Origin of the sequence: Pseudomonas sp. FSL L8-0168 (assembly GCF_037976155.1) — a bacterium.
GTDB lineage: Bacteria > Pseudomonadota > Gammaproteobacteria > Pseudomonadales > Pseudomonadaceae > Aquipseudomonas > Aquipseudomonas paracarnis.
In genome coordinates this window covers 3,729,633-3,742,338 of sequence record NZ_CP150262.1, presented here as the reverse complement: position 1 = coordinate 3,742,338, position 12,706 = coordinate 3,729,633, and the positions used below count along the sequence as shown (strand labels likewise).

Genomic DNA, 12,706 nt, shown 5'->3' with positions numbered 1-12,706 from the left:
AGGCAAGCCAGCTCCCACAGGAAACAAAGCCAGTGTCGACAGTTCACCTTTCGAACTTACCGTGACCGAGTCCTGACGATGAACACTGAATTTCGCAAACCGCTCCCCGGCAGCCGCCTGGATTTCTTCGACGCCCGTGCGGCTGTCGAGGCAATCACCCCCGGCGCCTACGCCACGCTGCCCTACACTTCGCGCGTGCTCGCCGAGAACCTGGTGCGCCGTTGCGACCCGGCCACCCTCGACGCGTCCCTGAGCCAACTGATCGAGCGCAAGCGCGACCTCGACTTCCCGTGGTTCCCCGCCCGCGTGGTGTGCCATGACATCCTCGGCCAGACCGCTCTGGTCGACCTCGCCGGCCTGCGCGATGCCATCGCCCAGCAAGGCGGCGACCCGGCGCAGGTCAACCCGGTGGTGCCCACCCAACTGATCGTCGACCATTCACTGGCCGTCGAGGCCGGTGGCTTTGACCCGCAAGCCTTCGAAAAAAACCGCGCCATTGAAGACCGTCGCAACGAAGACCGCTTCCACTTTATCGAGTGGACCAAAAAGGCCTTCAAGAACGTTGATGTGATCCCGCCGGGCAACGGCATCATGCACCAGATCAATCTGGAGAAAATGTCCCCGGTGATTCAAGTGCGTGACGGCGTGGCCTTCCCGGATACCTGTGTCGGCACCGACAGCCATACGCCTCACGTGGATGCCCTGGGGGTGATCGCCATCGGTGTCGGTGGCCTGGAAGCCGAAAGCGTGATGCTCGGCCGTGCGTCGTGGATGCGCCTGCCGGAAAGCGTGGGCGTGGAATTGACCGGCAAGCTGCAACCGGGCATCACCGCCACCGATATGGTGCTGGCGCTCACCGAATTCCTGCGCCAGCAGAAGGTGGTCGGCGCCTGGCTGGAGTTCTTCGGCGAAGGGGCGTCGGCACTCACTTTGGGTGACCGTGCCACCATCTCCAACATGGCCCCGGAGTACGGCGCCACCGCCGCGATGTTCTACATCGACGCGCAAACCATCGCTTACCTCAAACTCACCGGCCGCGAAGACGAACAAGTCGCCCTGGTCGAGCAATACGCACGTCACACCGGCCTGTGGGCGGACGACCTGAAAGGCGCGCAGTACGAGCGCAGCCTGAGCTTCGACCTCTCCAGCGTCGTGCGCAACATGGCCGGCCCGAGCAACCCCCATGCCCGCCTGGCCACCCGCGACCTGGCGTCAAAAGGCATTGCCGGCCAATGGGATGACGTGCCGGGGCAAATGCCCGACGGCGCAGTGATCATCGCCGCCATCACCAGTTGCACCAACACCAGCAACCCGCGCAACGTGATCGCCGCCGGCCTGTTGGCACGCAACGCCAACAAGCTGGGGCTGACCCGCAAGCCGTGGGTCAAGTCGTCTTTGGCGCCGGGCTCGAAAACCGTGGCCATGTACCTGGAAGAAGCCGGCCTGGGCCATGAGCTGGAAAAACTCGGTTTTGGCGTGGTGGCCTTTGCCTGCACCACCTGCAACGGCATGTCCGGCGCACTCGACCCGGTGATCCAGCAAGAGATCATCGACCGCGACCTGTACGCCACCGCGGTGTTGTCGGGTAACCGCAACTTTGACGGGCGCATTCACCCTTACGCCAAGCAAGCCTTCCTGGCGTCGCCGCCGCTGGTGGTGGCCTATGCGATTGCCGGTACCATCCGTTTCGACATCGAGAAGGACGTGCTCGGCCTGGATGCCGACGGCAACGAAATCCGCCTGCAAGACATCTGGCCGAGCGATGAAGAGATCGACGCGGTGGTCAAGGCTTCGGTAAAACCCGAGCAATTCCGTGCGGTGTATATCCCGATGTTCGCCATTCACGAAGACACCGGGCCCAAGGTCACGCCGCTGTACGACTGGCGCCCACAAAGCACCTATATCCGCCGCCCGCCGTACTGGGAAGGCGCGCTGGCCGGTGCACGACCGCTCAAAGGTATGCGCCCGCTGGCGGTGCTGCCGGACAACATCACCACCGACCACTTGTCGCCGTCCAACGCAATCATGCTGGACAGCGCCGCCGGTGAATACCTGGCGAAAATGGGCTTGCCCGAGGTCGACTTCAACTCCTACGCCACCCACAGGGGCGACCATTTGACGGCGCAGCGCGCCACCTTCGCCAACCCGAAACTGTTCAACGAAATGGTGCAGGAAAACGGCAAGGTCAAGCAGGGCTCTCTTGCGCGCATCGAGCCGGAAGGCAAGGTCACGCGGATGTGGGAAGCCATCGAGACTTACATGGAGCGCAAGCAACCGCTGATCATCATCGCCGGCGCCGACTATGGCCAAGGTTCGTCCCGCGACTGGGCGGCCAAGGGCGTACGCCTGGCCGGTGTGGAAGCGATTGCCGCCGAAGGCTTCGAGCGCATCCACCGCACCAACCTGGTGGGCATGGGCGTGTTGCCCCTGGAGTTCCTGCCAGGCACCGACCGCCACACCCTGCAAATCGACGGCAGTGAAACCTATGACGTGGTCGGCGAGCGCACCCCGCGTGCGCAACTGACCCTGGTGATCAACCGCAAGAATGGCGAACGTGTCGAGGTGCCAGTGACCTGCCGCCTGGACACCGCCGAAGAAGTGTCGATCTACGAAGCCGGTGGCGTGTTGCAACGTTTCGCCCAGGACTTCCTGGAATCAAAGGCGACCGCCTGAAGAGGATAACCATGGCACACGTAGCGCAAATCAAAATCCCCGCCACCTACATGCGTGGCGGCACCAGCAAGGGCGTGTTCTTCAGCCTCCAGGACCTGCCCGCCGCGGCGCAGGTGCCGGGCCCTGCACGCGACGCCTTGTTGCTGCGGGTGATTGGCAGCCCCGACCCCTATGACAAGCAGATCGACGGCATGGGTGGGGCCACCTCGAGCACCAGCAAGACCGTGATCCTGGCCAAAAGCAGCCGCGCCGATCACGACGTGGATTACCTGTTCGGCCAGGTCTCCATCGACAAGCCATTTGTCGATTGGAGCGGCAACTGCGGCAACCTGTCGGCGGCGGTGGGTTCGTTCGCCATCAGTGCCGGCCTGGTCGATGCGGCCCGCGTACCCCATAACGGCGTGGCCGTGGTGCGGGTGTGGCAGGCCAATATCGGCAAGACCATCATCGCCCACGTGCCAATCACTGACGGCGCGGTGCAGGAAACCGGCGACTTTGAACTGGACGGCGTGACCTTCCCGGCTGCCGAAGTGCAGTTGGAATTCATGGACCCCGCGGCGGAAGAAGAGGGCGGTGGTGGCTCGATGTTTCCCACTGGCAACCTCGTCGACGACCTGGAGGTACCCGGCGTCGGTACCTTCAAGGCCACGTTGATCAACGCCGGTATCCCGACGATTTTCATCAATGCCCAGGACTTGGGCTACACCGGAACCGAGCTGCAAGGCGCGATCAACAGCGACCCCAAGGCCCTGGCGATGTTCGAGACCGTGCGGGCGTATGGCGCGTTGCGCATGGGCCTGATCAAACACCTGGACGAAGCCGCCCAGCGCCAGCACACGCCCAAGGTGGCGTTCGTCGCCAAACCTGCCGATTACGTGGCCTCCAGCGGCAAGGCGATCAAGGCCGGCGATGTGGACCTGCTGGTGCGCGCCTTGTCGATGGGCAAACTGCACCACGCGATGATGGGCACCGCGGCGGTGGCGATTGGCACCGCCGCGGCGATTTCCGGCACCTTGGTCAACCTGGCGGCGGGCGGCGTAGAGCGCAATGCCGTGCGCTTCGGGCATCCGTCCGGCACCTTGCGCGTGGGGGCCGAGGCCAGCCAGGTGAACGGTGAATGGGTGGTGAAAAAAGCCATTATGAGCCGCAGTGCGCGGGTGTTGATGGAAGGCTACGTACGCATCCCCGGCGACGCCTTTTAGCTTGATCGTTCCCACGCTCCGCGTGGGAACGTCGCCTGGGACGCTCTGCGTCCTGCTGTGACGCAGAGCGTCACGGGATGCATTCCCACGCGGAGCGTGGGAACGATCAACATCAACCTTGAGCTTGAGGAACAACCCCACCTTTTAGGAGAACCGCCATGAGCGCCAACGTCGACCAGAACAACCGTCCCGACTACGACCCGGTGTTGCAGGACATCGCCGACTACGTCCTCAACTACCGCATCGACTCCCAGGACGCCCTGGATACCGCCCGCAACTGCCTGATGGACACCCTCGGCTGTGGCCTGCTGGCCCTGCGCTTCCCCGAGTGCACCAAGCACCTGGGGCCGATGGTAGAGGGTACCGTGGTGCCGTTTGGCGCACGGGTGCCGGGCACTTCGTTCCGCCTGGACCCGGTCAAGGCCGCCTGGGATATCGGTTGCATCGTGCGCTGGCTCGACTACAACGACACCTGGCTCGCTGCTGAATGGGGCCACCCTTCGGACAACCTGGGCGGCATCCTCGCCGTGGCCGATCACCTGTCGCAAAAGCGCCTGGCCAATGGCGACGCGCCGTTGACCGTGCGTGCAGTGCTGGAAGCGATGATCATGGCCCACGAAATCCAAGGTGTGATTGCCTTGGAAAACTCCTTCAACCGGGTAGGCCTCGACCATGTGTTGTTGGTGAAAGTCGCTACCACGGCGGTCACCGCCAAGCTGATGGGCGCCAACCGCGAGCAACTGCTATCGGCGTTGTCACACGCTTTTGTCGATGGCCAGGCGCTGCGCACCTATCGCCATGCACCGAATGCCGGCTCGCGCAAATCCTGGGCCGCAGGCGATGCATCGAGCCGCGGCGTACGCCTGGCAGACATCGCCTTGCGTGGCGAAATGGGCATCCCCGGTGTATTGAGTGCGCCGCAGTGGGGCTTCTACGACGTGCTGTTCAGCCACACCAACAAGGACTTGGCGCTCAAGCCCGAGGATAAGCGCGCGTTCAGCCTGCCCCAACCCTACGGCACCTACGTGATGGAGAACGTGCTGTTCAAGATCAGCTTCCCGGCCGAGTTTCACGCGCAAACTGCCTGTGAAGCGGCAGTCGCCCTGCACCCGCTGGTCAAGCATCGCCTGCATGAAATCGACCGCATCGTGATCACTACTCACGAGTCGGCGATTCGCATTATTTCCAAGGTCGGCCCATTGGCCAACGCCGCTGATCGCGACCACTGCCTGCAATACATGACCGCCGTGCCGTTGGCGTTCGGCAACCTGGTGGCCGAGCAGTATGAAGATGATTTCCACGCGGCCCACCCGATCATTGATCAGTTGCGCGACAAGATGGTCATCGTCGAAGACCCGCGCTATAGCCGCGAATACCTGGAGGCCGACAAGCGCTCCATTGCCAATGCGGTGCAGGTGTTTTTCACGGATGGCACCTGCACCGAGCAGGTGGCGGTGGAGTATCCGATTGGCCATCGTCGCCGTCGGGTGGACGGCATTCCACTGCTGGAAGACAAGTTCAAGGCCAACCTGGCCACGCGGTTCACTGCGCAACGCAGCGCCGAAATCTTTGCGTTGTGCAAGGATCAGGCACGGCTTGAGGCGACGCCAGTCAACCGTTTCATGGACCTGTTCACGATCTGAAAAACAGCACGGTCGCTGTGGGAGCTGGCTTGCCTGCGATAGCGGTGTGTCAGCCCCACATGAATTGACTGGATGTCAGCTATCGCAGGCAAGCCAGCTCCCACAGTTGACTGAAGTTTCTGCTTCAGAATCTATTCAAACCGCAGTATCACCCGGCGGTTGTGCTTGCTCTTTTTCTCGATCTTCTCGCAGAACACCCGGCCGATTTCCTCGGTATTGAGCACATGGGTACCGCCGCAGGGCTGGATATCGATGCCGGGGATTTCAATCACCCGGACCGAACCGGAGACCACCGGCGGCGCAACCGCCTGGGTGCGGGTGATCTGCAGCAGGGTCGCGTACTCGGTGGCGGGCATCGACAGCGTTTTGACCGCGTGGGCTTGTTCGATAAGGGCGTTGAGGTCTTGGGTGAGGCGGTCTTTGTCCAAGGTCATTTCTGGCAGGTCGAAATCCAGGCGGCCTTTATCTGCGCTGATGCTGCAACCGGTCACGGGCGCGTCGATGAGCGAACACAGCAAGTGCAGGCAAGTGTGCATCTTCATGTGCTGGTAGCGCCGCTCCCAATCCAGCCCAGCGTCGACCTGGACGCCAGCGGCCAACTGTTCGGGGTAGTGGTCCACCTGGTGCCAGATGATCGAGCGCAACACCGGATCGCGCACGGTGCCGGTCACTTGCACCCGTGTGCCATCGGCCAGAGTGAGGTGACCGGTATCGCCTGGTTGCCCGCCGCCGGTGGGGTAGAACAGGGTGTGCTCCAGGGCGATACCCTGTTCGCTGATGGCAATCACCCGGGCGCTGAAGGCGTTCTGGTAGGGCGCGCTGTCAAACAGCGCCAGGGTTTCCATGGTATGCACAGACATGTTCAACCTCCGACGATCAATGGGGTGGCTTGCAAGAGGTGGCGCACCAGTGCGCTCAAGCCAGGGGGAGAGAGCAGGGTGATTTCAAATTCCGGCCCGCATACCTTCAGGTTCAGCGGCAGGCGTGGCAGTTGCTCGCCGGTGTCGAGGCGACGCAGACGAAACTGCAGGTGATGCCGCTCTTTCACCGTGGGTTCAAGCATCAGCCCTTGCAGGGGATGAAAGTCGGCGTCCAGCACGGTGACCTTGTGGCCGGCACTCACTTCGCCCACCACGTGCAAGCGCTCATCCAGGGCAAAGGCGCCGAGGTAGTTGCTGTGGTCCGATTCATCGTTTTTTTGCAGTTGGATCTGGTTGACCACCTTGACCTTGGTGCCTGCCGGCACGTCTTGGGTAATCACGCAGGAGGGGCTGATAAACACGTTATCGCCGATCGAAACATAGCCCAGCACCCGGGCGCCGGCGCCGACTTCGACGTTGTTGCCCAGGCGCGGGTGGCGTTTGCCGTCCGGGTTGTTGGCAATACCGCGCGCACCCAGGGTCACGCCGCAGAGGATGTAGCAGTCGTTGCCGATCACGCAGGTCTCGCCGATGACGGTGCCGTAGCCATGGTCCAGCACAAAGCGGCGGCCGATGCGCGCTGCCGGGTGAATCTCGGCACCGGAGAGGATCTTGCCCTGGTTACTCAGCTTGAGGGCCATGCGCGAAAAATCGCCGTTGTCTGCGCCCTGGAAATGCCACACCAGGTGCGCAAGGCGGTAGAACAGCACGGCCTTGAACGAGGCGTAGGATTCCAGGATCAACTCACCGCGCCCACGGGACGCGGGGTCGCGATAGGCATAGGCAATCAGGTCCTCGGCCACCGCCTGGGCGGCGTTCTGAATCAACGGCGCCAGGTGCGGCTCCAGCTGCTTCATCTGTCTGGGCGTGAGGGTGGTGATGAGGTGGGTGAGCAACTCATCGTGCAGCTGTTGCATGTCGATAAAGCCCCCCATGGAGACACCCCCGTATGTTGGATGGTTAAAAACCCGGTTACTCGAAACTGGGCAGGTAGCTGTCAGCATTGTCGTAGACCATGGTCAACACCACCGTTTCAGGCGGCAGTTCGGGAGCGAGTTGGGCGATGGCGACCATGTTGGCGGCCGAAGACAGCCCCAGGCTGATGGCATCGGTGCGCATGATGCGTTTGATCATGTCCAGGCAATCGGCGTGCGACACCTTGAGCATGCCGTCGATCACGTCCAGGTTGAGGATGCTGGGGATCAGGCCGATCGACAGGCCCTGGATCCCGTGCGCCGCGTGCCGGTCTTTGAGCAGGTCGCATTCTTCCGGTTCTACGCCCATCACTCGCAGCGCGGGCCAGGCGGCCTTGAGGGTTTCGCCGATACCGGTGATATGGCCCCCGGTGCCAATGCCGCTGACGAAGTAGTCCACGCGCTGTTCACCGAAGGCGCGAAGGATTTCCGGAGCGGTGGTGTCGCGGTGGGTTTGGGGGTTGGCGCCATTGCGTTGCTGGTTGAGCATCACGTAGTTGGGGTTTTCCAACTGCAGCTCCATGCACTTTTCGCCGTGGGAGTTATTGCCCAGGCGACTGTCGGACAGCACTACCCTCGCACCGTACAGACGCAGCAGCTTCTGTTTTTCCGGGCTGTAGTTGTCAGGGATCACCAGCACCACTTTGTAGCCCAGCACATTGCCGGCCATCACCAGGCCAATGCCGGTGTTGCCGCCACTGGGTTCGATGATGGTCTGCCCGGAATCACGGATCAGCACACCGCGGCGCTCGGCATCCAGGATCATGCCCAGGGCGATGCGCGCCTTGTGGCTGCCACCGGGGTTGAGCGACTCCAGCTTGGCGTAGACCTCGATGCCGAGGTCTTCGGAAAACTGGGCCAGACGCACGATCGGCGTCTGGCCGATCACGTCGAGAATGGAGTTATGCAGCATCAGCACGTCCCCACTCTCAGTAAAGCGGCATGTCAGGTTCGACGTCGCGAACCCAATGTTTCATGCCGCCCTGCAGGACTTTGGTGTTGGCAAAGCCAGCGGCCAACAGGGTGCTGGCGGCTTGCTCGGCGCGGGTGCCTGCGTAGCAGATCAGGTAGTGGGTGTTGTCGCGGCTCAGACTGGCGAGCTGCCCATCCAGTTCTGCCAGCGGGATATGCACCACGCCCGGTAATTTGCACACTTCCAGTTCGCTGGCGTCACGCACGTCCAGCAATACATCGGCGCTGCTAGGGTGTTCGAGCACTTGCTTGAGTACCTGGGGCTTGATGTAGCGTTCCGCGGCCAGGGAGGGCTGGCTCGGTAAGGCATCGGCGCAGGTGGCCGGCGCGACGGTTTCGCTGTGGCGCAGGTCCGAGCAGCAGGGGCAGTCAGCGCGGCGCTTGAAGCGGATCTCGCTGAACTTCATCGCCAGCGCGTCGAAGCGCATCAAGCGGCCGGACAAGGGTTCGCCAATGCCGATCAGTAATTTGATCGCCTCGGTGGCCTGGATCATACCGACCACGCCCGGCAACACGCCGATCACACCGCCCGCGCTGCAATTGGGCGCCAGCTCTGCGGGTGGGGCCTTGGGGAACAGGCAGCGATAGCACGGCCCACCTTTATAGTTGAGCACGCTGATCTGCCCGTCGAAACGGTAGATGGCGCCGTACACCAAGGGTTTACCCAGCTGCACACAGGCGTCGTTGACCAGGTAGCGGGTGTCGAAATTGTCGGTGCCGTCGATCACCAGGTCATAGGCGCCCACCAGTGCCAGGGCGTTGTCGCTGTTGAGCGCGGTGTTGTACGCGTTGATCTGGATATGCGGATTGAGGTCCAGCAGGCGCTGCTTGGCGGACTCGACCTTGGGCATGCCCAGGGTGCTGTTGCCATGCACGATCTGGCGTTGCAGGTTGCTGCTTTCCACCACATCAAAGTCCACCAGCCCCAGGGTGCCGATGCCGGCCGCCGCCAGGTACAGGCTGATGGGCGAGCCCAGACCGCCGGTACCGATGACCAGCACCTTGGCTTTCTTCAGGTTCAATTGGCCTTCGCGGCCGACGCCCGGCAGGGTGATGTGGCGCACATAGCGCTGCACTTCTTCGTTGCTCAGGGCATCGATGTCCATGCCACCTGAAGTGGCGAGCAACACTTCGATCCGGGCTTTTGCTGGCAGGGGTTCATCGGCGTCGATCAACGCCTCCTCGGCGGTAAACAGGAAGTGTTCCTTGAGCTGGTCGTTCTTTTCATGGAACAGGTGCTGACGCAATTGGGGGTGATGGGTGCAGAGATTTTCAATGACTTCGCGCAATGTCGATCCGGCGCCCTCAAGGGTCGATTCCGGCAGCTTGGCCACGCGAACCAGAATGTCGGGGAAAGAGACAGCGTTCATGGACAACTCCGTGTGCAGGTCGTTGAAAGGTTGAAGGGAGAAATGCTTGCCATCCCAGGCAAACAGCTTGGAGCCCAGGGCCTGGCCCTGGCGGACATCCACCACCAAGTAGCTGACGGGGAAGATCGGCTCGCCCAGGAACAGTGCCTTGTCCTGGTCTTCGTCACTGAAATAGGCGCCCACATCCGGGTGTGAGTGGTAAATCACTACCACCGGGTTGTCACTGCGAAACGCCTTGTTCATCAGCAGGGTGTCGGCCACCGAAAAGGTGTAGCCATTGGCCGCGCTGCGTGGGTACATCTCGGGGTTCTTGCGGTGCAGTTCATTCTGGATATTGCTGCCCAGGTACACGCTGCCGTCGGCGAAGACGAAACCACAGCACTCCTCGGGGTAGCTGCGGCTGGCGTGGGCGTAGATCTGTTCCAGGGCGGTGGGGCGGAGGACGTCCATGTTTCTCTCGCGTTGATTGAGGGTCACTTTTTCTTGGCCATGAGTTTTTCGATCGGCAACTTGGTGATCGCAAAGCCGGCCAGCAGGATCGCCGAGTACAGCATCAGGTCGCGGGAAATTTCCACGCCTTCGTACCAGGCACCGATGATGACCGCGAACACCGGGAAGATGATGAACACGAACGACAGGATGATCGGGCTCAGGCGCTTGAGCAGCATGAAATACACAATGAACCCGCCCACCGAGGCCACCAGCCCCAGGTAGAACAGCGCGCTCCAGGAGCGCAGGGTAATGGCGTCGAACGTTGGTGTTTCAAACCACAGGCCGGCCAGGAACAGCATCAGCCCGGCAATGCCGATGGGCAGGGTGTTGTAGGTGATGACGCTGATGGCGCTGCCTTTTTGCTTGGTAATGACATAGCACAAGGCGTGCATGATCGCGGCGCTCAGAATGGCCAGTACCCCGAAGAACTCGGCGTGGTCCAGGTGCAGGCCCTGGCTCTTGATGATCATGTAAAGGCTGCCGAAACCGATGCCTATGCCGACCACCTGGGAAAAATAGATGCGCTCGCGCAGGAACAGCGCCGAGAAGATCAGGATGAATACCGGCATGCAACTGAACAGCAGGGCGGTGAGGCCCGACGACACATGCATTTCGCCGTAGTTGAGCAAATAGTAGGGAACGCTGAAGTAAGACAGGGTCACAAACACGAAGAACCAGCGGCTTTCCCGGGGAAACAGGATCGGCTCACGGCGCACCATGGCAAAACACAGGAACAGCGGAAACGCGATGAGAAAGCGCAGGCCGGCGGATGTCAGCGGCGGCACGCTCTCGACGGCGATCTTGATGCCCAGCCACGTGGTGCCCCAACTCAGGCACACGATCAGGAACATCACGCTGGTCACCAGCCCGGCGAGCCACTGTTTTTGCGTTTTTGTTTTTGCAGTGTTTTCGAGAACGGCGGACATTGGCATCGTTTATTGCTTCCCTGAGCCGGAATTGAACTCTATATTGAACTTGTAATGAGTTATGTTTATCGGCGATTGAACCCGTAAAAGCACACTATTAGGGCGAAAGATGGCTGTCAAAACAAATATTGACATGGTGTCAATTATGCGTGAGGGCTTGTCCAACGGGCAGGGCGTGAAGTACAAGCGCCTGTCCGATGTGATGGAACGGGGCATCCTCGAAGGCTTGATTGAACCGGGACGAAAACTGCCGCCCCATCGGGTGCTTTCCGACAATTTAGGCGTGACCATCGGCACCATCAGCCGGGCTTACGGTGAATTGGAGCGCCTGGGCCTGGTGGTTGCACGGGTGGGTGACGGCACCTTCGTGCGCAAGCGTGGGATGGAGCGCCAGCGTGATGAGGGCTTTCGTAATTTCAGCGAGGAGCCGCGCCAGTACTTCGACATGAGCCGCAACATGCACATTCCCGGGCAAGAGACGGTGTTTCTCGCCCAGAGCTTTCAAACCCTGTCGAATAATGCCAAGTTCCTCCAGGACATCAGCGCCTACACCCCCGACGCCGGCCTGCCGCGTTACCGTGAAGCGGGCGCGCAGTGGCTGGTGCAGCGCGAGTTTCATCCGATTCCCGAGCAGGTCATCTGCGTCAACGGCGGTCAGCATGGCTTGCTCTGCGCGATGATGGCGCTGCTGCGTGCTGGCGATACGGTGGTCACCGAGCAGTTGACTTATCCCGGGCTGATTACCGCTGCGCGTATGCTGGGGGTGCGGCTGATCGGCCTGGAGATGGACGAGGAGGGTGTGCTGCCCACGGCGCTGGATGAGGTCTGTCGCAATCACCGGATTTCGGCGTTGTATTGCACGCCGACTATCCAGAATCCGACCACCGCCGTGTTGTCGGTGGCGCGCCGCGAAGCCTTGGCCAGGGTGTGTCGCGAACATAACCTGCTGATTCTGGAGGACGAAGCCCACGGTGTGCTGGTGGAGGACCGTCCGCCGCCCCTCAGCTACTTCGCGCCTGAGCGTACGATCTTGATCAGCAGCCTGAGCAAGGCGGTGTCGGCTGGTTTGCGGGTGGGCTACGTGCATGCGCCGCCGGCGCTGGTCAGTCGCATCTCGGCGGCGCTACGTTCGACCTGCTGGATGGCCACACCTGTGACTCTGGAGTTGGCGACCCAGTGGATTGAAAACGGCACGGCGGAATATTTGTTGCGTCAGCAGATCAACGAGATCAGCCGCCGCAAGACGTTAGTCGAAGATTTATTGAACGGCTTGGCCTATCGCACCCACCTCAACAGCCCGCACTTCTGGATCGAAGTACCGGAGCCCTGGCGGGCCTCGGAAATCGAGGCGGAGCTCAAACAGAACAATTACCTGATCGCCACCGCCGAGGCTTTTGCCGTGGGGCAGACGGCGGTGCCGCAGTTTATTCGGGCGAGTATCTGCAACACGTCGGGCGATGATCAGTTATTGCGCGAGGGGTTTGACGCGCTGGCGACGGCGCTGGGGCAGGGGGGCGGGCGGTTTCATCTGTAA

9 protein-coding genes are annotated in these 12,706 nt (G+C 61.7%); 4 read left to right on the top strand and 5 right to left on the bottom strand.

The annotated features are described in order from the left end of the window. Positions 1 to 78: 78 nt before the first annotated feature. The 3 genes from acnD (at position 79) to prpD (ending at position 5,518) form a co-directional block, all read left to right on the top strand. Positions 79 to 2,673 (top strand): Fe/S-dependent 2-methylisocitrate dehydratase AcnD, encoded by a 2,595-nt coding sequence (gene acnD, locus MHH62_RS17000; RefSeq protein WP_020302623.1) that lies wholly within the window; start codon positions 79 to 81, stop codon positions 2,671 to 2,673. A gap of 11 nt (positions 2,674 to 2,684) precedes the next feature. Continuing rightward, entirely contained in the window at positions 2,685 to 3,875 is a 1,191-nt protein-coding gene (gene prpF / locus MHH62_RS16995; RefSeq protein ID WP_019820556.1) for a 2-methylaconitate cis-trans isomerase PrpF, read from the top strand. Between the two features lie 158 nt (positions 3,876 to 4,033). After that, positions 4,034 to 5,518, top strand: coding sequence for a 2-methylcitrate dehydratase (prpD, locus tag MHH62_RS16990; RefSeq protein WP_198833364.1), 1,485 nt, complete (start codon positions 4,034 to 4,036; stop codon positions 5,516 to 5,518). Positions 5,519 to 5,649: 131 nt separating this feature from the next. Here the strand turns inward: prpD and MHH62_RS16985 are convergent, their stop codons facing one another. The 5 genes from MHH62_RS16985 to MHH62_RS16965 are packed head-to-tail and all read right to left on the bottom strand — an operon-like array spanning position 5,650 to position 11,172. Then, positions 5,650 to 6,378: an alanyl-tRNA editing protein gene (locus MHH62_RS16985; protein ID WP_014719495.1), complete on the bottom strand. Its 729-nt coding sequence runs from the start codon at positions 6,376 to 6,378 to the stop codon at positions 5,650 to 5,652. Positions 6,379 to 6,380: 2 nt separating this feature from the next. Next, complete coding sequence (locus tag MHH62_RS16980; protein WP_020302626.1) at positions 6,381 to 7,373, bottom strand: serine O-acetyltransferase; 993 nt, start codon at positions 7,371 to 7,373, stop codon at positions 6,381 to 6,383. 37 nt (positions 7,374 to 7,410) lie between these two features. Then, a complete protein-coding gene (locus MHH62_RS16975; RefSeq protein ID WP_003193306.1) occupies positions 7,411 to 8,325 on the bottom strand; it encodes a PLP-dependent cysteine synthase family protein in 915 nt (304 codons plus the stop codon). A 16-nt stretch (positions 8,326 to 8,341) separates the two neighbouring features. Then, the gene (gene moeB / locus MHH62_RS16970; RefSeq protein WP_060767352.1) at positions 8,342 to 10,204 is read right to left on the bottom strand and encodes a molybdopterin-synthase adenylyltransferase MoeB; all 1,863 of its coding nucleotides are present in this window, start codon (positions 10,202 to 10,204) and stop codon (positions 8,342 to 8,344) included. Between the two features lie 23 nt (positions 10,205 to 10,227). Then, the gene (locus MHH62_RS16965; protein ID WP_019820549.1) at positions 10,228 to 11,172 is read right to left on the bottom strand and encodes an EamA family transporter; all 945 of its coding nucleotides are present in this window, start codon (positions 11,170 to 11,172) and stop codon (positions 10,228 to 10,230) included. Between the two features lie 109 nt (positions 11,173 to 11,281). Between MHH62_RS16965 and MHH62_RS16960 the strand changes: the two genes are divergently transcribed. Beyond that, on the top strand, positions 11,282 to 12,706 hold the full coding sequence (locus MHH62_RS16960) for a PLP-dependent aminotransferase family protein (protein ID WP_014719490.1): 1,425 nt from the start codon (positions 11,282 to 11,284) through the stop codon (positions 12,704 to 12,706).

What these genes read in the sequence shown, in the direction of transcription:
- MHH62_RS16975 (WP_003193306.1), bottom strand. Translation starts at nt 8,325, where the DNA reads ATGCTGCATAACTCCATTCTCGACGTGATCGGCCAGACGCCGATCGTG.
- prpD (WP_198833364.1), top strand. Translation starts at nt 4,034, where the DNA reads ATGAGCGCCAACGTCGACCAGAACAACCGTCCCGACTACGACCCGGTG.
- MHH62_RS16985 (WP_014719495.1), bottom strand. Translation starts at nt 6,378, where the DNA reads ATGTCTGTGCATACCATGGAAACCCTGGCGCTGTTTGACAGCGCGCCC.
- acnD (WP_020302623.1), top strand. Translation starts at nt 79, where the DNA reads ATGAACACTGAATTTCGCAAACCGCTCCCCGGCAGCCGCCTGGATTTC.
- moeB (WP_060767352.1), bottom strand. Translation starts at nt 10,204, where the DNA reads ATGGACGTCCTCCGCCCCACCGCCCTGGAACAGATCTACGCCCACGCC.
- MHH62_RS16960 (WP_014719490.1), top strand. Translation starts at nt 11,282, where the DNA reads ATGGCTGTCAAAACAAATATTGACATGGTGTCAATTATGCGTGAGGGC.
- prpF (WP_019820556.1), top strand. Translation starts at nt 2,685, where the DNA reads ATGGCACACGTAGCGCAAATCAAAATCCCCGCCACCTACATGCGTGGC.
- MHH62_RS16965 (WP_019820549.1), bottom strand. Translation starts at nt 11,172, where the DNA reads ATGTCCGCCGTTCTCGAAAACACTGCAAAAACAAAAACGCAAAAACAG.
- MHH62_RS16980 (WP_020302626.1), bottom strand. Translation starts at nt 7,373, where the DNA reads ATGGGGGGCTTTATCGACATGCAACAGCTGCACGATGAGTTGCTCACC.